Annotated in this window: 15 protein-coding genes; 6 read left to right on the top strand and 9 right to left on the bottom strand. The window is 66.2% G+C overall.

Annotated elements, in window-relative coordinates; genetic code table 11:
* The first annotated feature begins 30 nt into the window (after window positions 1-30).
* Window positions 31-1,944, top strand: a complete 1,914-nt coding sequence (locus tag K1X74_10370; protein MBX7166738.1) for a redoxin domain-containing protein — start codon at window positions 31-33, stop codon at window positions 1,942-1,944.
* A 46-nt stretch (window positions 1,945-1,990) separates the two neighbouring features.
* On the opposite strand, the gene K1X74_10375 is transcribed toward K1X74_10370, so the two are convergent.
* The 5 genes from K1X74_10375 to K1X74_10395 all read right to left on the bottom strand — a co-directional run bounded on the left by K1X74_10375 (window position 1,991) and on the right by K1X74_10395 (window position 7,891).
* Window positions 1,991-4,252 carry a redoxin domain-containing protein gene (locus K1X74_10375; GenBank protein MBX7166739.1) on the bottom strand — a complete coding sequence of 754 codons (2,262 nt, stop codon included), beginning with the start codon at window positions 4,250-4,252 and terminating at the stop codon, window positions 1,991-1,993.
* A gap of 104 nt (window positions 4,253-4,356) precedes the next feature.
* Entirely contained in the window at window positions 4,357-5,691 is a 1,335-nt protein-coding gene (locus K1X74_10380; GenBank protein MBX7166740.1) for a Gfo/Idh/MocA family oxidoreductase, read from the bottom strand.
* Between the two features lie 139 nt (window positions 5,692-5,830).
* A complete protein-coding gene (locus tag K1X74_10385; protein ID MBX7166741.1) occupies window positions 5,831-6,613 on the bottom strand; it encodes a DUF374 domain-containing protein in 783 nt (260 codons plus the stop codon).
* Between the two features lie 61 nt (window positions 6,614-6,674).
* Complete coding sequence (gene dapF, locus K1X74_10390) at window positions 6,675-7,532, bottom strand: diaminopimelate epimerase (GenBank protein MBX7166742.1); 858 nt, start codon at window positions 7,530-7,532, stop codon at window positions 6,675-6,677.
* Window positions 7,533-7,567: 35 nt separating this feature from the next.
* On the bottom strand, window positions 7,568-7,891 hold the full coding sequence (locus K1X74_10395; GenBank protein ID MBX7166743.1) for a Rieske 2Fe-2S domain-containing protein: 324 nt from the start codon (window positions 7,889-7,891) through the stop codon (window positions 7,568-7,570).
* A gap of 141 nt (window positions 7,892-8,032) precedes the next feature.
* Here K1X74_10395 and K1X74_10400 point away from each other — a divergent pair, with 141 nt between their 5' ends.
* The 5 genes from K1X74_10400 (at window position 8,033) to K1X74_10420 (ending at window position 13,293) form a co-directional block, all read left to right on the top strand.
* Window positions 8,033-8,830, top strand: coding sequence for a 2-dehydro-3-deoxyglucarate aldolase (locus tag K1X74_10400; protein MBX7166744.1), 798 nt, complete (start codon window positions 8,033-8,035; stop codon window positions 8,828-8,830).
* 35 nt (window positions 8,831-8,865) lie between these two features.
* Window positions 8,866-10,104 (top strand): Tm-1-like ATP-binding domain-containing protein, encoded by a 1,239-nt coding sequence (locus K1X74_10405; protein MBX7166745.1) that lies wholly within the window; start codon window positions 8,866-8,868, stop codon window positions 10,102-10,104.
* The gene (locus tag K1X74_10410; GenBank protein ID MBX7166746.1) at window positions 10,101-10,946 is read left to right on the top strand and encodes a phosphoenolpyruvate hydrolase family protein; all 846 of its coding nucleotides are present in this window, start codon (window positions 10,101-10,103) and stop codon (window positions 10,944-10,946) included. Before K1X74_10405 ends, K1X74_10410 begins: the two co-directional genes overlap by 4 nt.
* A 28-nt stretch (window positions 10,947-10,974) precedes the next feature.
* Window positions 10,975-11,682, top strand: a complete 708-nt coding sequence (locus tag K1X74_10415; protein ID MBX7166747.1) for a methyltransferase domain-containing protein — start codon at window positions 10,975-10,977, stop codon at window positions 11,680-11,682.
* A gap of 123 nt (window positions 11,683-11,805) precedes the next feature.
* Window positions 11,806-13,293 carry a DUF1570 domain-containing protein gene (locus K1X74_10420; GenBank protein ID MBX7166748.1) on the top strand — a complete coding sequence of 496 codons (1,488 nt, stop codon included), beginning with the start codon at window positions 11,806-11,808 and terminating at the stop codon, window positions 13,291-13,293.
* Between the two features lie 78 nt (window positions 13,294-13,371).
* Here K1X74_10420 and glnD read toward each other — a convergent pair whose 3' ends face one another.
* From glnD to K1X74_10440, 4 genes are all read right to left on the bottom strand, one after another.
* Window positions 13,372-15,990, bottom strand: a complete 2,619-nt coding sequence (gene glnD, locus K1X74_10425) for a [protein-PII] uridylyltransferase (GenBank protein ID MBX7166749.1) — start codon at window positions 15,988-15,990, stop codon at window positions 13,372-13,374.
* An 83-nt stretch (window positions 15,991-16,073) separates the two neighbouring features.
* Complete coding sequence (locus K1X74_10430) at window positions 16,074-16,412, bottom strand: P-II family nitrogen regulator (GenBank protein MBX7166750.1); 339 nt, start codon at window positions 16,410-16,412, stop codon at window positions 16,074-16,076.
* A 115-nt stretch (window positions 16,413-16,527) separates the two neighbouring features.
* Window positions 16,528-18,057, bottom strand: a complete 1,530-nt coding sequence (locus tag K1X74_10435; GenBank protein ID MBX7166751.1) for an ammonium transporter — start codon at window positions 18,055-18,057, stop codon at window positions 16,528-16,530.
* Between the two features lie 315 nt (window positions 18,058-18,372).
* Window positions 18,373-18,720 carry a hypothetical protein gene (locus K1X74_10440; protein MBX7166752.1) on the bottom strand — a complete coding sequence of 116 codons (348 nt, stop codon included), beginning with the start codon at window positions 18,718-18,720 and terminating at the stop codon, window positions 18,373-18,375.
* Window positions 18,721-18,860: the final 140 nt, after the last annotated feature.

The following is an 18,860-nucleotide window of genomic DNA, read 5'->3' on the forward strand; positions in this document are numbered from 1 at the left end:
CAGTATAGGTTGGGGGGTGATCCTCCCCGTATGTCCTACCGGGTTCTCGCGGCCATGCAAACAAATCGGCACCAGCGTGCCTGGCTGTTGTTGACCGTGCTCACGGCGGCATTGCTCCCTTCGTCCGCGCAGGGGAAAGAAGCAGTACGGCTCTGGTCGCCGGACATGGACGGGTGCCGTGTCGTCGATACGGCCGGCGTCGAGCACCGCTTGGGCGACGATCCGGCGGTGCGCGGATATGCGCTGGTGCTGCTGTCGCCGGAGTGCCCGATCGCTTGTAAGTACGTGCCCGAATTGAACCGCCTGGCCGAACAGGCGCGGGGCCTGCGACTGACGTTCGTGGGCATCCTGGCCGATCGCACGAAGTCGCGCGCAACGGCTCAGGCATTTGTCACAGAATACGACCTGGGTTTTCCGGTCGTATTCGACGCGTCGTTGGCGCTGGTACAGCGGCTATGCCCGACGCACACTCCCGAGGCGTTTGTGTTCGATCGCGACGGCGCGCTGGTCTATCGCGGGCGGATCGATAACCGGTTTGCGGCCGTCGGGAAAGAACGCCCCCAGCCCGACGAACACAATCTGGGCGAGGCGCTGAATGCCGTGGCCGAAGGGCGCGCCGCCGTCGTGACGTATGCCGAGCCCGTCGGCTGCCGCTACGAGGGACTCGCGGCCACGCCCGAGGCCACTGGCCCGACGTTTTGCCGCGAGATCGCCCCGATCGTCTGGCATCGCTGCGCCGCGTGCCACCGCGAAGGCCAGGTCGCACCGTTCGCGCTGTCGAGCTATGCCGACGTGCGTAAACACGCTGCGCAAATCGCCGAGGTCGTGGCAAGCGGCTACATGCCGCCGTGGAAAGCGGCACCCGGCTTCAATCAGTTCGTCGACAGCCGCCGGCTCGACGACAGCGAACGGGCGTTGATTCGCGCCTGGGTCGCCAGCGGCGCGCCCGAAGGTGATGCGGCCGATCTGCCGCCGCTGCCCGCATTTCCTGACGAGTGGCAATTGGGCGAACCGGACCTGGTGCTCGAGTTTCCGGAGACGGTCGAAGTGCCGGCCGACGGCCCGAACATGCTCCGCTATTTCGCCCTGCCGATCCCGCGAGAATTCACGGGCCGCGAGGTGGCCGCCTGCGAATTCCGCCCCGGCAATCGCCGCGTCGTGCATCACGCGATCACGTTTCTCGACCTGAGCGGCCAGGGACGACGACTCGATCAGGCCGATCCGCTGCCGGGCTACGATGGCCAGGCCGGGCCGGGCTTTGTTCCGATCGGCTACCTCAACGCCTGGGTGCCCGGCAGCGTCGTACGGCGACTGCCCGAGGGCATGGGCATGTTGATGCCGCGCGGCAGCATGCCGGTGGTGATGATGCACTATGCACCGACGGGCAAGGCCGAAACCGATCGCTCGTCACTGGGGATTTATTTCACCGACCGGCCTGCGCAGCGCCCGGTGACGGCGATTCCCGTGCTTACGACCTCGATCAACCTGCCGGCCGGCGACGCGCAGGCCCCGGTGAAAATTGCCTACACGCTGCCGCTCGACGTCACGGCGCTGGGCGTGACGCCGCACATGCACTACCTCGGCCGCGAAATGAAAGTCGTGGCCCGACTGCCGGGTGCCAGCGAACCGACGCCGCTGGTCTGGATCAAAGACTGGGACTTCAACTGGCAAGGGCAGTATGACTTCCGCGAACCGCTCCGGCTGCCCAAGGGCACGGTGATCGATGTGGAGGCCGTTTACGACAACTCGGCCGGCAACCCCTTCAACCCGCATTCGCCGCCGCGAACCGTGACCTTCGGGCAAGGGACCAACGACGAAATGTGCCTGTGCGGCATTCACGTCGCGCTCGATCGGCCGGGCGATTTCGCCGCGCTGGCCGCCAGCTTGATGCGGCAGTTCATTCAGGTCCAGAACGGCCGGCTGGTGATCACGCCGCTGCAGTGAAGCAGCGCCGGGCCAACCCAGGGACCGCATGCGCGCGACCGGTGCGCTAGATGTCGACGCCCTCGGTCTGCGGCGCGTTCTCCGCGGGCGCAGGAAGTTCCTCAGGGGGCGGCGGCGACCCGGGCAGGGTCTCCGGAGCCGATCCCAGGGGCCAGGGGACCGGTTCGACCTGCACCTCGCGAATGTCGTTTTCCGTCAGCAGTTCGCGCAGTGCGCCCGCGCCGCGCTGCATGAACGCCGCGCCGCGCCGCATCCGGGTACCGGGCACCCGCACACCGGGCAAGACTTCGTCGCCGCCAGGCTCGACGGGGCGCAGCAGTCCCTGCTTGCGGGCCTCGGCAAATCCGCCCATGACGATGTGTTCGGCCTCCTCGATGCGCGAGCCGCTGTGGCCTTGTCGCAGCCGCGCGGCGGCGCGGGCCAGGTCGAACGAGCGGCGCGTCCAGCGTTCGATCTGCACGCCTTCGCCCGACGCCTGGGTGCCCTCGGTCGCGGCCGCCTGCACGATGCGGCGCACGGCCCCGGCGACCTCGTCGAGCGAGCGCTCTTCGACGGCGCTGCGCGGTTCGCTGACCGTGAAGAAGCCCAAGAGCATCTCCTGCCAGGTCTGCTCGCCGAAAGTGACCCAGGCCTTCGGATCGGGGTTCGCGGGGTTGCCGGCCGAATTGTCGTACACGGCCTTGCAGGTGAGCAGGGTACCGGCCGGCATGAGTTTCGGTTCGGCCAGCGCGTACTCGAGCTGCCAATTGAAGTCCCAGCGCGGCACGTCGAGCAGCACCTCGCGGCGCCCGTCGGGGTAGGTCGCTTCGTAGCGGAACGACTTGCCGCGCACGTGCATGTGCGGCACGAGCTTCAGCAGCAGCCCGTCGCGACTGAATTGGTAGGTCGCCTCGGCCGGGTAGTTGGCCGCCCCCGGCGGAATCTGGAACATCAAGTTCGAGACCCGCCGCATCGTGGCCTCGCGTTCGACGTTGGCCGGGTCGGCAAACTTGAAGCCGACATAGCTCAGGTCGCGGCGCGGAATGCCATTGGGCGTATAGTGCATCTGAAAGATAATCTTCGACCCTGCTGGTACACGATACGCCGTGCCATCGGGCAGGGTTGTATTCCGGAGCCCCGGCACGAAGCCGCCGATCAGCTCGCCCGGATAGACGCCTTCGTACTGGACGCCCGGCCGGCGGACGAAGATCAGCACGTGATGCACCACCGAGCGTTCGCCCGGATACATCTGCGCACGCGTGATCCAACGGTCTTCCTTCCAACCCGGGTCGATCGCCAGGTATTCGTAGTCGACAACGCCCGTCGCAGGCACTTCGAAGGCCCGGTCCGAGACCGGGTACACGACGTCGGGCACGAAGTTCTCTTTGGCCACTGCCAGCTCTGCTGCCGGCGGCAGCCGGTTCGGGTCGCCCTCGGGACAGCCGGCCGCGACCCAGCGGTGGAGCAATTGCCGATCGGCGTCGCTCATCCGGTGCTCGTTGACGAACTTGCCGTAACGCGGATTGGCAGGCCAGGGGGGCATGCGCCCTGCATCAACGGCCTCGAGCAAGGTTTCGCCCCAGGCCGAGGCCGAGGCAAAGTCGGTCAGCTCGAACGGGGCGATGTCGCCCGCCCGGTGGCAGGCGGCACAGTTGCGGGCCAAGACCCGCGCGACGTGCTCGGCGTAAGTCACGTCACCCCCGGCATCGGCCGCTGGGACCGCGGCCCGCGGCTTGGCCCGGCCGATCAAGCAGCCCGTGGCCTCGGTGCTGGCCGGCGCGACCTCTTTGCCGGCCGCCAGCGCCTCGACGGCTTCGAGCAGAAACCGCTGCTGGGGACCGGAACGCTGGTAGCCGGGCGCAAATTGATCGTCGATCCGGCCGCGGTACCGAATGGCACCGGCCGCGTCGAGGACGAAGGCCTCGGGTGTGCGTGTGGCACCGAGCGCATCGGCCAGGCGCGCCGGCTGGTCGCGAAGCACCGGAAATGATGGTTTGAATTCTTGAATCAGCGTGGCGAGTTCTGCGGCCGAATCCTGCGTATTGGCGTCGACAGCCACCAGCGGCAGACCGCGGCTGGCAAACGTCGGCGCCAACTCGGCCAGACGCGGCAAGTAGAGCTGTACGACGGGGCATTCGGTGCCAATGAACACCACAACCAGGCCGCGCTCGCCGCGCAAATCGGCGAGCGATCGCGTCTGGCCGGCCGGGTCGGTCAATTCGATCCGATTCCACTCGACCGCGGCCGGCAGCGGCAACTCTTCTGCCGATTGGGCCCCTCGCGCGACTCCGAGCAGCAGGGTCGCGGCCAGCACGTATCGCAGCGCCATGGAGAGCTTCTCCTCTGTTCCGCTGATCAAGCCCCCCGGAAATCACCGGACGGGACTGACCCGAAGTTGCCGCAGCAGCAAACGCTTGCGGCCGTACGCAGATTCTACACCTGCGGCTCCCAGCCGGGGCGATATTCTCGGGCCCAAAGGGCCTCGGCCTCGGCATTTCCGGCCGGACGGCCCGTCGCGGGGTCGGTCTTGACAACCTGGCCCGTGCGATAGGCGATATTGCCCAAGTGACACATGAGCGTGCTGGTCACGCCGATCTCGATTTCGGCGCGCGGCGCCCGGTTGGTGCGCACGCACTCCAGAAAATCGGCGAGATGCTCGTTCTCGCCGCTGGTGGTTTCCTGGCGATCGAGTTGTTTGCCGTCCATGTCGTAGAAGGTGCACGCGTTCGAGGTGATCACGAGCGAGCCGCCGTCGGCGTAGAGGTGGGCGCCAAACGCCGAGTCTTCAAAACCGCGTTTGTTCCAGGTGCGGTGTTCCCAGTGGATGGCCTTGTCCGGCGTTTCGCCCCCGGGGCCGAACAGAAACGTCGCCAGTTGCGTGTCGGGGGTTTGCTGGTCGTCTTGGAAGAACAGCTTGGCGCCGCTCGAAGTGACCTGACGCGGACGGTCGACCTGCAATCCCCACCGGCAAAGATCGAGCGCGTGGATGCCGTTGTTGCCCAGCTCGCCGGTACCCCAGTGCCAGAACCAGTGCCAGTGGTAGGGAATCATGTTGTCGCGATACGGCTGCTCGGGCGCGGGGCCTTGCCAAAGCGCGTAGTCGAGCCACGCCGGCGGGGAGCCGCCTTGCTGCCGGCCGATCGTCGGGCGCGTGCTCACGATCCAGCCGCGGGCAAATCGCGCCGGACCGATTTCGCCGGCGTGCAGCCGCTCAATAGCCTGGCGAATGGGCGGCGCACTACGGCGCTGGGTGCCCATTTGCACGATGCGCTGGTGCTTCCGCGCCGCGGCGATCATCAACTCGCCTTCGCGGCCGTTGTGGCAGGCCGGCTTTTCGACGTAGACATGCTTGCCCGCCGCGCAGGCCAGCACGGTGGCCGGCGCGTGCCAGTGGTCGGGAGCCGCGCAGACGAGCGCGTCGACGCCCTGATCGTCGAGCAGCCGGCGGAAATCGCCGACTTGCTCGACAGGGCGGCCGGTCAGGCTCGTGACTTCTTCGGCCACTTTGCCGCGCAGCCGTTCGTCGACATCGCAAATCGCCGCGATGCGGCAACCGGGAATCCCGGCAAAGGCCTTGGCCAGTTGATGGCCGCGGTTGGCAACGCCCATGATGCCGAGCACGATTTCGTCGGCGGCGCTCGATGGGGCGGCGGGGGCCTCTTCGGCCTGCGCCGCACGCCTCCGCGCGGCCCACGACAGGCTCGCCACGGCGCCGCTGGTCGACAAGGCCGCGTGCAAAAACCGCCGCCGATTCCAGGAAGTGCTCATCGCTCGCCCTCCGGTGTGCTGTTCGACCCAATCGCGCAGAACGCGTCGGTCGATTATCGGGCACGAGGGGGCACAGTCCAAGCGAATTCTCAGCGCCGTAGCCGCTCGCAACCCGGCGAGCGAAACGCGCAGGCGCGAATCAGGCCGCCGGTGCGAGATCGTGATCGAGCCAAGGGGCCGGCTCGGGCATTGGCGATCCGCTACGGCGGCGCAGTCCGCGGGCCGCTTCGCGCCGCACCGGCAAGTCGCCTTGGCGCGCGTGACCGCTTTCGGCCCAGAGTTCGGCCTCGGTGGTCAAGCGATTGAGCAGCCGCTCGACTTCGACGCGGTAATGCTCGATGCCGTCGCGATCCAAGCGCGGCGGCAGATACAGCGGCGGGCTCACGACTCCTCGCGCGCGGGAATAGGGGCGCGGCAGCGCAAAGCGATCCCAGCTCCCTAAGCGCCACGGCCGATCGAATCCCAGGCCCAGGAGCACCAGCGGCAGTTGCAGCTTCGAGGCCAGATAGATGGGCCCCTGTGCCAGGGTGCGCCGCGGCCCGCGCGGACCGTCGGGCGTAATCGTCAGGTTCATCGTCGCGCTCTTGGCCAGCAGCTCGCGCAGCGCTGCGACCCCGCCGCGCGAAGACGAGCCGCGTACAAACTCGAAGCCCAGGTGCCGGGCAGCGAAACTCAGCAGCTCGGCATCGTGATGCCGGCTCAGCAACATGGCCAGATTGCAGTGACCGCGGAGGCTCAACGGGAACAGGATGTACTCGTGCCAGAACAAGTAGATCTTTTGACCGCGATAGGACGGATCGACCGGATCGACCGAGCGGTCGTAGAACAGGGCCCGGTATTCGAGTGTGTCCATCCAGCCGCGAATCGCGGTGGCCCCGGCCAGACCGATGATCCGATTGAGCGTGCGGCTGCGGATTTTCACGGGCACGACGTCCTTGTCGGCTGGCGGAGCGAATCGGCGGGGCGCGTTGGGCCCCAAGAATTCAACTCCGGCGTGGCTCCCAGTCGCCGGAAAACACTTCGACGGCCGGCCCCGTCATGTAGACATGATCGTCCGCAGCCCATTCCAAGACGAGGTCACCTCCGGGCAAATGGGCCGTGATCCGGCGGTCGGTACGTCCGGAAAGCACCCCCGCCACGCAGACTGCGCAGGCCCCCGTGCCGCATGCCAGCGTCTCACCGCTACCACGCTCCCAAACCCGCATGCGGACCTCGTCGCGCGCCAGCACCTCGACGAACTCGGCGTTCACGCGGCGGGGAAAGTGCCCGTCGCGTTCGAACTGAGGACCCAAGCCCAGGACCAGTTCGTCGGTGGCCCGTTCGACGTAGGTGATGCAGTGCGGGTTGCCCATCGAGACGCAGGTGACGGCAAACGTACACCCGGAAATAACCAGCGGCACATCGACGGCCGGCGCGTCGTCGCCGCCGATGGCCTGCAAGGTCGTCGGCACGTCGGCCGGGCGGAGAATCGGCCGGCCCATGTTGACGCGAACCTGCTCGGCACGGCCTTCGCGCACCACGAGCTCGAGCTCGAGCACGCCGCGCCCGGTTTCGATCCGCAACCGGTCTTTACGCGCGAGCCCGTGGTCGTGGACATACTTGGCCACACAGCGGATGCCGTTGCCACACATCTCGCTTTCCGAGCCGTCGGCGTTGAACATCCGCATCCGCGCGTCGGCCACGTCCGAAGGGCAGATCAAGATCATCCCGTCGCCGCCGACACCAAAGTGCCGATCGGAGATCTGCCGGGCCGTCTCGGCTGGATCGTGGGGCACCGGCTGCGCAAAACAGTCGAGGTAGACGTAGTCGTTGCCGGCGCCTTGCATCTTCGTAAATCGCATCGGGGCAGCTCTCCGGCGAGTTGACGCAACGACCGCTAGGGAACCTGGACTTGGATCTCGTCGCCAACGACCCGCAGCGCGAAGGCGTCGACCTTCAGCCGCGGATTGTCGCACCAGGTACCGTCGCAAACCCGAAAACGCCAGGCATGCCAGGGGCACGCCACGACTCCCCCCTCGACCTCGCCCGAGCCGAGCGACGCCCCCTGGTGCGGGCAGAGATCGTCGATGGCGAAATACTGGCCGCCGTCGTTGAACACGGCCACCTGGCGCTTGCCCACGGCGAAGGTCGCCCCCTGGCCGGGCGCGATCGATCCGACCTTGGCCACGGTTACGAAAGGCGCGGAACTTTCCTCGGACATCGACAGACACTCCAGGCGGGCATGGGGTTCGTGCGGCCGGGGCTTGTCGGCCCGGGCGGGGTGTGCCAAAACTGCGGCACACTCAGGCGGGCACCTGCTTCTCACCCCATCGACTGCATCGCAAACTACCCAAGCTAAGACATGCGAACAAATCCCGTCAAACGCAAACTTCAAGCGGGCCAACCCTCGTTCGGTACCTGGCTGTCGCTCGGCGATCTGTATGCGACCCGCGTCCTGGCCCGCATGGGCTTCGACTGGCTGACGCTCGATCTGGAGCACTCGGCCATCGACTGGTCGCAGGCGGCCACGATCTTCGCCGCCGTGGCCGATGGAGGTTGTGTCCCCCTGGCACGCGTCCCGCAGGGCAGCCACGACTACATCAAACGGGTGCTCGACGCCGGCGCCTGGGGCATCGTCGTGCCAATGGTCGACACGGTCGAGCAGGCCCGCGTGGCCATCCGCGCCGCCAAATATCCGCCAGTCGGCAACCGCAGCCTGGGCGGGGGCATGCATGCGCTGAATTTCGACGCCACCTCGGGTGAGTATTTCGGCGGAGCGAACAAGGAAATCCTCGTCGTACTGCAAACCGAGAGCCCGACGGGCGTCGCCAATGCCGAGGCGATCTACTCGCTGCCAGGCGTCGACGCGATCTTCGTCGGGCCGGTCGACCTGCGAGCCCAGATGCGCGCGAGCGACGGTACCGAGGCCACGGACGCCGAGTTCGAGCAAATGTTGGCGCGCGTGGTCGCAGCAGGCAAGAAGACCGGCACACCGACCGGCATGCACACGATGGACCCGGAGCATGCCTTACGGCGAGCGGAACAAGGCATGCGGTTCATCGCCATCGGGAGCGATTTGCGTCTCATGGCCACTGAGGCGCAGCGTGTCCTGAAGACCGTCTACCCAGAACTCGCGAGCAAGGACCTGGCCCGGTACTAATCGGACGGCCTGGTCGACCCACGCGGCACGAGCCCATGCACGTATACCTGCTGGCAACGCTCGACACAAAGGGCGCCGAGGCCGCTTACCTGCACTCGCGATTGGTGGCCTGCGGCGTGCAGGCGCGCCTGGTCGACGTCGGCTGTCTCGGCGAACCGACGATCCAGGCCGACGTATCGCGCGAGCGGGTGTTTCAAGCCGCCGGCATCGATCGCGCCGAGCTGGTCGCCGCCGGCGATCGCGGCCGCGCCGTGACCGCCGCGGCACAAGCTGCGCAATGCTGGATTCAAGCCGAGCAGAGCGCAGGACGCGTCGCCGGCGTGATTTCGATCGGCGGCTCGGCCGGCTCGACGATCGGCACCGCGGCCATGCGTGCCTTGCCGCTCGGCGTGCCCAAGCTGATGGTCAGCACTCTGGCCTCTGGGCAGGTCCGCCAGTACGTCGGCGACAAAGACATCTTCATGCTCAACTCGGTAGTCGATATCTCCGGCGTCAATCGCATCAGCCGGACGGTGCTCGACCAGGCGGCTCGCGCCATGGCGGGGCTCGTCGGCCATCCGGCCGATCGCGATACGGGCCACGATCGTCCGCTAGTCGCCGCCACGATGTTCGGCGTTACGACGCCCTGTATCACCCGGGCGCGCGAGGTCCTCGAAGCCGCCGGATACGAGGTGCTGGTGTTTCACGCCACGGGCAGCGGCGGACAGGCCATGGAATCGCTGGTGCGCGACAGGCTGATCGCCGGCGTGCTCGACATCACCACGACCGAGCTGGCCGATGAACTGGTCGGCGGTTTTCTCACGGCGGGACCCGATCGGCTGACCGCGGCCGGCGAGGTGGGAATTCCCCAGGTCGTCTCAGTAGGAGCGACCGACATGGTCAATTTTCACGGCTTCGACTCGGTGCCGGAGCGGTTCGCCGGCCGGAAGCTGTATCGCCACAATCCGTCGGTCACTCTGATGCGCACGACCGTCGAAGAGAACGACCGCATCGGCGCCGACATCGGCCGCAAGCTGAGTGCGGCGCGCGGACCGTCGGCGATCCTGTTGCCGCGCCGGGGCGTGTCGGCCATCGATCGCGAAGGCCAGCCGTTCGACGATCCGCAGGCCCGGTCCGCGTTGTTCGCGTCGATCCGCCGGAACTGCGGCGATTGTCCCGTCACGGAACTCGACTTGCACATCAACGACGCTGCCTTTGCCGAGGCAGCCGCGCAGCGTTTGATCGCGCTGATGCAGGCGCCACATCCAAGAACCGGTAGGGAGGCTTCGAGGTGAGTCTGTTTCAGCGCGAAGAGATCCTGGCCCGACTACGCGCCAAGGTCGCGGCGGGTCAGCCCATCGTCGGTGGCGGCGCCGGCACCGGCATCAGTGCCAAGATGGCCGAGGCCGGCGGTGTCGACTTGTTGGTCATCTACAACTCGGGCAAATTCCGCATGGGCGGTCGCGGCTCGCTGGCCGGCATGATGCCCTACGGCGACGCCAACGCCATCGTCATGGACATGGCCCGCGAGGTGCTGCCTGTCGTCTCCCGGACCCCCGTCCTGGCTGGGGTTTGCGGTACAGATCCTTTTCGGATCATGAAACTGTTCTTGCGCGAAGTGGCCGCCGCGGGCTTCTCCGGCGTGCAGAACTTTCCCACGGTTGGGCTGATCGACGGAATGTTTCGGGCCAACCTCGAAGAGACCGGCATGGGCTTCGGGCTCGAGGTCGACATGATTCGCGAGGCCCATGAACAGGGGCTGCTGACGACGCCTTACGCCTTCGATCCGGACGAGGCCGAGGCGATGGCCCGCGCCGGGGCCGACGTCTTGATTCCGCACGTGGGCCTCACGACCAAGGGGAGCATCGGGGCGCACACCGCGCTGTCGCTCGACGACGCGGCGCGCCGCGTCCAGGCGATGCACGACGCGGCTCGGCGCGTCAACCGCGAGGTGCTGGTCTTATGCCACGGCGGTCCAATCGCCGAGCCGTCCGACGCGCAGTACATCCTCGATCACACTGAAGGTATCGTCGGTTTCTACGGCGCCAGCAGCATGGAGCGTTTGCCCGTCGAGCCGGCAATCGCCAGTCGCGTACGCGAATTCACCGAACTCAAGTTTCAGCGCAAACGGGCCTAGCTGAACGAGCAGGCGCAGGTCAAGTGCCATGTCGAGCGAGCTTGTCTCGAATGACGATCGCGCCTGGCGCGAACTATTGCCGCCGCTGGCGGCGCGGTTTCCCCTGATCGAAGACCGGGTGACGATCGGCGGCCGCACGTTTGAATTCCTCCGCCCGCCCAGCGCCGATGCCCTGATCAGCGAAGAGGATTTCAATCGCGACGAACGGTTACCCTACTGGGCCGAAATCTGGCCCTCGGCGGTCGTGCTGTCCGAGATGCTGTCCGCGCTCCCCGGCAAGGGGCGCCGACTGCTCGAATTGGGCACCGGCATGGGTCTGCCTGCGCTCGTGGCCACGGTGCAGGGCTTTCAGGTCACGGCGACCGACTATTACACCGAGTCGCTCGATCTGCTGCGTTTGAACGCCCTGCGCCAGGGACTCTCGCCGCCCGTCACGCGGCTGGTCGACTGGCGGGCTTTGCCCGAAGACCTCGGCACCTTCGACGTCGTCGTCGCTGCCGACGTGTTGTACGAGAAGCCCTATTCGAAGCTGGTCGCCGCGGCCGTCAGCCGCTGCCTGTCGGCCGAGGGTTTCGCCTTGGTGACCGACCCCCAACGCATGGCGGCCGAGCGGTTCCCCGCGGCCTGCGCGGCGCAAGGTTTGGAGCTTATACGCGACGCTCCGAAAAGCGCGGCGCACGGCGCCGTACGTCATACGGTGGACCGTTTTACGCTTCGGCACACCCGCCGGCTGTGAATCCCGCGCCGTTTACTTGACTTAAACCCGGTGTCCTGAGATCGTAAACACAGTTGGCGTTTGGACTTTGCGCGGATGCGGGGGCATCGCGCACGCTAGGAGCACCGGCGCACAATGAGGCACATGGCCTGGACGACGCGGCAACGCCGCGCTGGTCGGCTGGGGTACTGCGCGCTGGCGCTGGCCCTGACGTCCGTCGCGCGAATGCCTGCGGCCCTGTCCGCGGAAGTCGCCAACGAGCCCGCTTCGAGCGCAGCGAACGCGGATTGGCCGCTCGAACGTGTCGCGTTGCACGACGGTCGCGTCTACCGCGGGTTGTTGCGCAGCGAGACCCGGCAAATGCTCGACTTTCTCCAGGTCGAGCGTCCCGCGGGCGCGCCGATGTACGTGGTCGGGCTGCGGCTGCGGCGCAGCGAGATCGCATCCGTTCAGCGACTCGAGCCCTCGCGGCACGAGACCTTGCAGGAGCGGCTGGAGCAGTTCTTCCGCCATGCGCGCATCGAGGCCGAAGACCTGGCCGCCGTCCAACTGCGCCGGTTGGCAGGGAAGAAGCCGCCGGTGTTCGAATTTCGCGATGCGGACTTCTTGTTGACGAGCACGGCCGACGACCTGACGACGCGCCAGGCCGTGGTCCGGCTGCGCCAGTATTTCGCCGGCTTCGCACAGTTGTTGCCGCAGATCTCGACGGGAACACCCGTGCACATCTACCTGCACGCCACGGCGGACGAGCAGCGCCGACACCTTGCAGACTTGCAATTGCCTCTCGATCGCACGGCCGTCTATCTGGCCGATCGACGAGAAATCATCGCCGCGGCCGACATCCGCCAGCTGGCCGCTGAGCTCACCGCGACCCGCGCCGAACACGAACAGATAATCCGCCAGTATGAAACGCTCGTGGCGGGCCTGCCCGAGCGGCTGCGCGAAGAAAGCCGCCGGCTGCGTGAGCAGGGGGCCAGCAGTTCCGAGCTGCGACAGCTCAATTTGCTAACGCGGCGCCAGCTTGAAGACGAAGTCGACCGCGTGCGCCGCACGATCAACGACTATGAACGCCGCAACGCGGCCGTGTTCGACGAGGCCGCGGCGACTCTGCTGGCAACGCTCGCCCACGAGGCGCTGCACGCCTGGCTCGACGCCCGCTTCAGCACGCCGCGGCACGAGCTGCCCCGGTGGCTGCACGAAGGCCTGGCCCAGGTTTTCGAGGCGTCTTGGTTCGAGGCCGGGCAGTTGCGGATCGATGCACCCGACCCGCGGCGCCTGGCGCTGCTGCAAGCCGACCTGAACGGCGACGAACCACTCGCGCTGGCCGAGCTGCTCGCAGCCGACGGTCCCAGTTGGCTGCGCGCTCATGACGATCGTGACGCGGCCCAGCGACAATACCTGTACGCCTGGGGCGTGGCCTGGTATCTGGCCGTCGAGCGAGGCGATTGCACGGCCGACCGGCTCGACGCCTTGGCCGCTGCGCTGGCGGTCGACGCCCCCGCGGCAGAGGCCTTCGCGCGGCTGAGCAGTATGCCGCTCGGGGAATTCGAGCCCCGTTGGCGCGAAGCCATGCTCGCGCTCAAACCGCCTGTGATCGCCAACCCCGTGCCGCTGCGCACGGTGCCGCGCTAATCGCAGCCGACGGGGCTCGCCTGCCGACGTGGTGCCCAGCTGCCCTCACGCCGACTGGCCGATCGGCAATTCTCGGCGTCAATCGCTCCCAGCCACCGATTCCAGCAGCGCCTGGCGAATCGAATCCAAGCGGTCTTCGTCCGTGATCTTGCGCCCCTGTGGATCGGTGACATAAAACACGTCGACGACCTGGTCGAGGTACGTGCCGATCTTCGCCTTGAGCACCGACAACTCCAGCTCATAGATCTTTCGCGAGACCAGGAACAACAGGCCCGGGCGATCGTGCGTGATCACGGTCAGGATCGTCGCACCGGTGGCTGTGCTGTTGTCGAATCGTACCTGCGAGGGCTGCGGGGCCAGCGCCTCTTTCTGCTGTCGGTTCGCGGCGAAGTAGCTCCTGCGAAAGAACGGGAGCTGTCCGTCGGGCATGCGCAGCGATGCGATGAGCGTCTGGCAGACGGTGTCGATCCGGTCGGGCGGCGGTTCGCCCTGGTAATCGGCGTCCTGCACGATAAACCGGTCGAACACCAACCCGTCGGACAGAGTGTTGATGTCCGCGTCGAGGATCTCCAATCCCTGCGACGACAGCCCACCCGTGAGCCGATGGAAGATGCCCGGCGCGATGTCCTCGTTGGCGATCACCGTGTATTCGGTGATCTGCGACTTGGCGTTGAAGCGTCCACGGGCGCGGACCTCGCCGTGCTGCAGGGCCTCCATCTCGCGCAGCTCGTCGGCAATCTGGTCGGCCGAGTTGGCATAGATATAGGAGGCCGGCAGCGCGTCGATCTGGCGATAGTACCACTCGACGTTGTTGTCGCGCGCGAAGTAGGCGCGCAGCTCGCTCCGGCGCGAGTGCAGCTTCTCGCTGGGCACCAGCGCCGGGTCGTCGCTGGCCAGCCGTTGGATCGCGCCTTGATAGAGAATACTCAACATCTCGGCGCGCCAGCCGTTGTAGGCGCCGGGCCCGACGGCTTGGAAATCGGCGACTGTGAGCACATACAGCATCTGCAACACCTCGGCCGAGCCAACCTCGACGGCGAACCGCGTGACCAACTGCGGGTCGGTCGGGTCGAGCCAGAGCGCGTTGCGGCTCATCAGCAGATGCTTGTGGACGAGAAACTTCAGAATCTCGGTGTCGTGCTCGGGCAGGCGCAGGCGCGCGGCCGTCTCGGCGGCAATCCGCTGGCCCAATTCGCTGTGGTCTTCGACGTATCCCTTGCCCAGGTCGTGAATCAACAGCGCCAGGTGCAAGATGTCCTTCTTGCCGATGGCGCGGTAGATCCGGCCCAGGAGCCCGCGTTCGTACCGGAACGCCGCGGCGGCTTCGACGGCCCGGAGCGAGTGTTCGTCGACCGTATACCGGTGATACTCGTTGAACTGCAACAGGCTGCGGGCATGAGCGAACTCGGGCACGACGCGCTCGAGCACGCCCATTTCGTGCAGGTTGCGGAGCTGCTCGCCGAGCCGAGCGGGGCGCGCCAGCAGCGAAAGAAAATGGCGCCGCGCGGCCGGGGTGAGCGTATGGTCCATTTGCGGCACGGCCAACCGCACCGCCTCGCACGTCGCATGATCGACCGACATGCTGTACAGGTTGGCCAGATCGGCCATCCGCAGCACCTGGTCGAGCGACGTCGTGATCTTGCTCAGCCCCGAGCCCGTGGCCCAGATCGTCCGGCGGCCGACCCGAAAATCGCCCTCGACCTGGTGACTCCACAAGTGCTCGACCCACCGTGCGAGGCGCGAGCCGGGTCGCGCCGTCTCGATGAACCGGTTGATGACGGTCGTCGCGGCCTGCGTGCAGCGAAAATATTCGCGCATGAACTGTTCGACCGGCAACATGGCATCGGTACCCGTGTGCCCGAATGCGGTCGCCAGCCGAACTTGTTCGCTCTTGTCCAGCACGTCGTGCGACTTGCCGGCGCTGAAGTGCATTTCATTGCGCACGCGCAACAGAAAATCAGTCGCCTGCCGAATCACGCGGTGATCGGAAGGGGCCAGCGCGCCGTTTAGCTGCAGCCCCTCGGGATCGGCCTGACCGTAGATCAAATAACCAATCCAGCGCAACAATTGCAGATCGCGCAGCCCGCCTTGCGAACGCTTGATGTGCGGCTCGAGCAGGTACACGGTCTCGCCGTATTGCTGCCGTTCTTCGGACCGGACCCGTTCGATGGCCGTAAACAACGTGGACTGGCGGCGGCGGAGGCGCGCTTGAAACCGCCGCGTGAAGCGCTCGTACAGGTCGCCGTTGCCGGCCAGCAGGCGCGCCTCCATCAGCGCCGTGCAGGTCTTGGCGTCTTCGGTGCCGAACTGACAGGCGTCGGCGATCGTGCGTACTTGCAGGCCCAGTTGCAGGCCCGAATCGTAAACGTCCTCTAACAAACGTTTCGACAGCGACCGAATCCGTCCATCGCATTCCTCGGGGTAGAGCAGCAGCAAGTCGACATCGGAAAACGGCGCCACGTCGCGGCGGCCATACCCGCCCAAAGCCACCAGTGCGACCTGCCCGGCCAAGTGCTCGGGCCCCGCTTCGTGCAGGTCGAGCAGCTCGGAGGTGTAGAGCTTGATGACGACCTGATCGTAAAGATCGGTCAACGCCGTGCAGACCTGGATGCCCGGACTGCCCTGCGAATGCCGGTGGCGCAGTTTTTCGCGCCCGGCGATCAATTGCTGCTTGGCCTCAATGACCCAAGGTCGCATGCGACGTGGTCCTGCTCACGGGATCGGTCGGCTCCCCGGGCAGCCGGAGCAGCCGCCGGGCCCTGATATGGAGCGGCCCCGGGTCAGAGCGCGTCTTCGCCCGTTTCGCCGGTGCGAATGCGGATCGACTCTTCCAGGTTGATCACGAAGATCTTGCCGTCGCCGATCTGGCCGGTTTGGGCGGTGCGCAACAGCGTATCGATCACGCTCTTGAGACGGTCGTCGCTGACGACTACCTCGACCTTGACCTTGGGCAGGAAATCGACGGCGTATTCCGTACCCCGGTAGACCTCGGTGTGCCCTTTTTGGCGGCCAAAACCGCGGACTTCGGTGATCGTCATCCCGGCCACCCCTTGCTCGGTCAGGGCAAGCTTGACGTCCTCCAGCTTGAAATGCCGGATGATCGCTTCGACCTTCTTCATCGTCCGCCTTCCGATCGCTTGTGGTACACCAGGCGGGAGACCGAAAAAACCCGGCCCGCCTGTGGTCCATTGTCCAACAGGCGGGCCGAGTCGACAAGCGAATCTGGCGAACGGCTTACAGGAAGATGTAGCCTTCTTCGCCGTGCTGGCTGAAGTCGAGACCTTGGATCTCGTCCTGTTGCGAGACGCGCAACCCCATCGTGACGTCCAGCACCTTCAAGATGATGAACGTCGCGACGGCAGCCAAGATCCAGGTGATGACCACCGCGGCGACCTGACCGCCGAACAGCGAACCGTTTTCCAAGAGGCCGAGCCGCATCAGGTTGCCGTCCTTGTCGGCAAGGCCGTAGACGTTGCGGCTGGCGAACACGCCGGTCAGCACGGCACCCAACGTACCGCCCACGCCGTGCACGCCGAAGGCGTCGAGCGAGTCGTCGTACTTGAAGGCGCCCTTGAGCGTGGTGCAGGCGAAGTAGCAGACCACGCCAGCGGCCAGACCCATCGCGATGGCCGGCATCGGCTGGACGTAGCCCGAGGCCGGAGTGATGCAGACCAGCCCGGCCACGGCGCCCGAGCAGGCGCCCAGCACGGTCGGCTTGCCGCGGGCGATCCATTCAATGCCCGCCCAGGCCAGGGCCCCGGCGGCCGCTGCGAAGTGTGTGGCGGCAAACGCGCTGGATGCAAAACCGTCGGCGGCCAGTTCGCTGCCCGCGTTGAAACCGAACCAACCCACCCACAGCAAGGCGGCGCCCATGACGGTGTACGTCAGGTTATGCGGCGGCATCGGGTCGCTACGGTAACCGAGGCGCGGACCGAGGACCAAGGCACAGATCAAGGCCGACACGCCCGAGCTGATGTGCACGACCGTGCCGCCGGCGAAGTCGAGGGCCCCGGTGTTGAAGCCCAACTTCATGGCGTTCTCGGTGTTGAAGGCGAGCAAGCCACCACCCCAGACCCAGTGCGCCAAAGGGCAGTAAACGACCGTGCCCCAGATGATCATGAAGACGCACATCGTGCTGAACTTCATCCGCTCGGCAAACGCCCCGCAGATCAACGCCGGCGTGATCACGAAGAACATGCCCTGGAAGAGCATGAAAGTGAGCCGGGGGATATTGCCCAGGCTGTGCATCGGAATGTCGATCGAGTTCGTGCTTTCGTTGTAGACCGTCTGCACGTCCTTCATGAACAGGTGGTCGGCATTGCCCCAAAAGGGATCGGTCCCGCCGAAGGCGAGCGAGTAGCCGTAAATGGCCCAGATCACGGTCATCAGCGCCATCAGCGTGAAGCACTGCATCATCACGCTGAGCACGTTCTTCTTACGGACCAGACCGCAGTAGAACAGCGCCAGGCCCGGACCGGTCATCATCAGCACCAACGCCGAGCTGGTCAGCATCCAGGCGTTGTTCCCCGAGTCGAGCGGCGGCGGAGCGGCCTCGACCTCGGCAACTTCTACTTCGGCCACCTCGGTGGCCGGGGGGGTCTCGGCGGCTGGAGCTTCCGCTGCCGCCGGCGTCTCGGCCGCCGGGGGTGTCTCGGCAGCGGGCTCTTGTGCCCACGCCGAACCCGCCCAAGCAAACGCCATCGCCCATGTCAAACAAGACAACCAAACCGCCTGCCCCAGCCTGGGGCCAAACAATCGAGACATTGCAGACTCCTCAAGAAACATCAGAACCAGAAGGAAGTAAGGAGTTCGTCGGCAGGATGCACAGACAAACGAAATCGTCAGGCCGCCCGGACGCAAATGGTGCGCCTTGCTAGCAACGCCAAACCGCGCGCTCTGGCAGGCCGGCGGTTGTGTAGCCGCAAGCCATTCATTTGTAAGGCGTTAAATATTGCGCAGAAAAAACCGCCGCACGGGTCTAGAACTGTCACATTTTTGTGACAACGCAACGAATGCTGCCGGGCCCCAAGGCACGTCCTGCTCAGGCCTTGGGCAACTCGGTCTCGGTCGCCGGTGCGTTCAGCCCGCTAAGTCGATGAGAGTACCGCTGTTTCCGGTAATATCGCGGGCCGGGCGCGGCGTCGGTTCCCCGGTGCCTTCCTTTTGTTCACCGGCTTCCTTGGCGGCGTCGTGCCGATTTTCCGGTGACTCTTCCCAGAGTCGACGACCGTCGGCGTCGCGATCTTGAGTGGCGCGATCCTCGTCAGTAGTTCCAATCCCGGCGGCGGCCTCGGCCTTGTCGCCGCTGGCAACCTGGCGCTCTTGATTGGCCCGATCTTGCCGTGACCGTTCGACGTCGGTCGCCCGGCCCTGCGTAACTGGAACGCCGCCGAGGCTACCCAAGAAACCCGTGGCTCCGATGCTCATCGATCTTCTCCCATGCGCTTGAAAATGGGCGGAAGGGAAGGTTACGAACGCTCAGGGGGGGCCAATCCGGGTGGGAAGTCTGCAGACCCAGGGTTGTACACCGTGGCGTAATTCAAGTGTGACACACGATTCGGCCGGCA

The sequence above is a fragment of the Pirellulales bacterium genome (assembly GCA_019694435.1).
Lineage (GTDB): Bacteria > Planctomycetota > Planctomycetia > Pirellulales > JAEUIK01 > JAIBBZ01.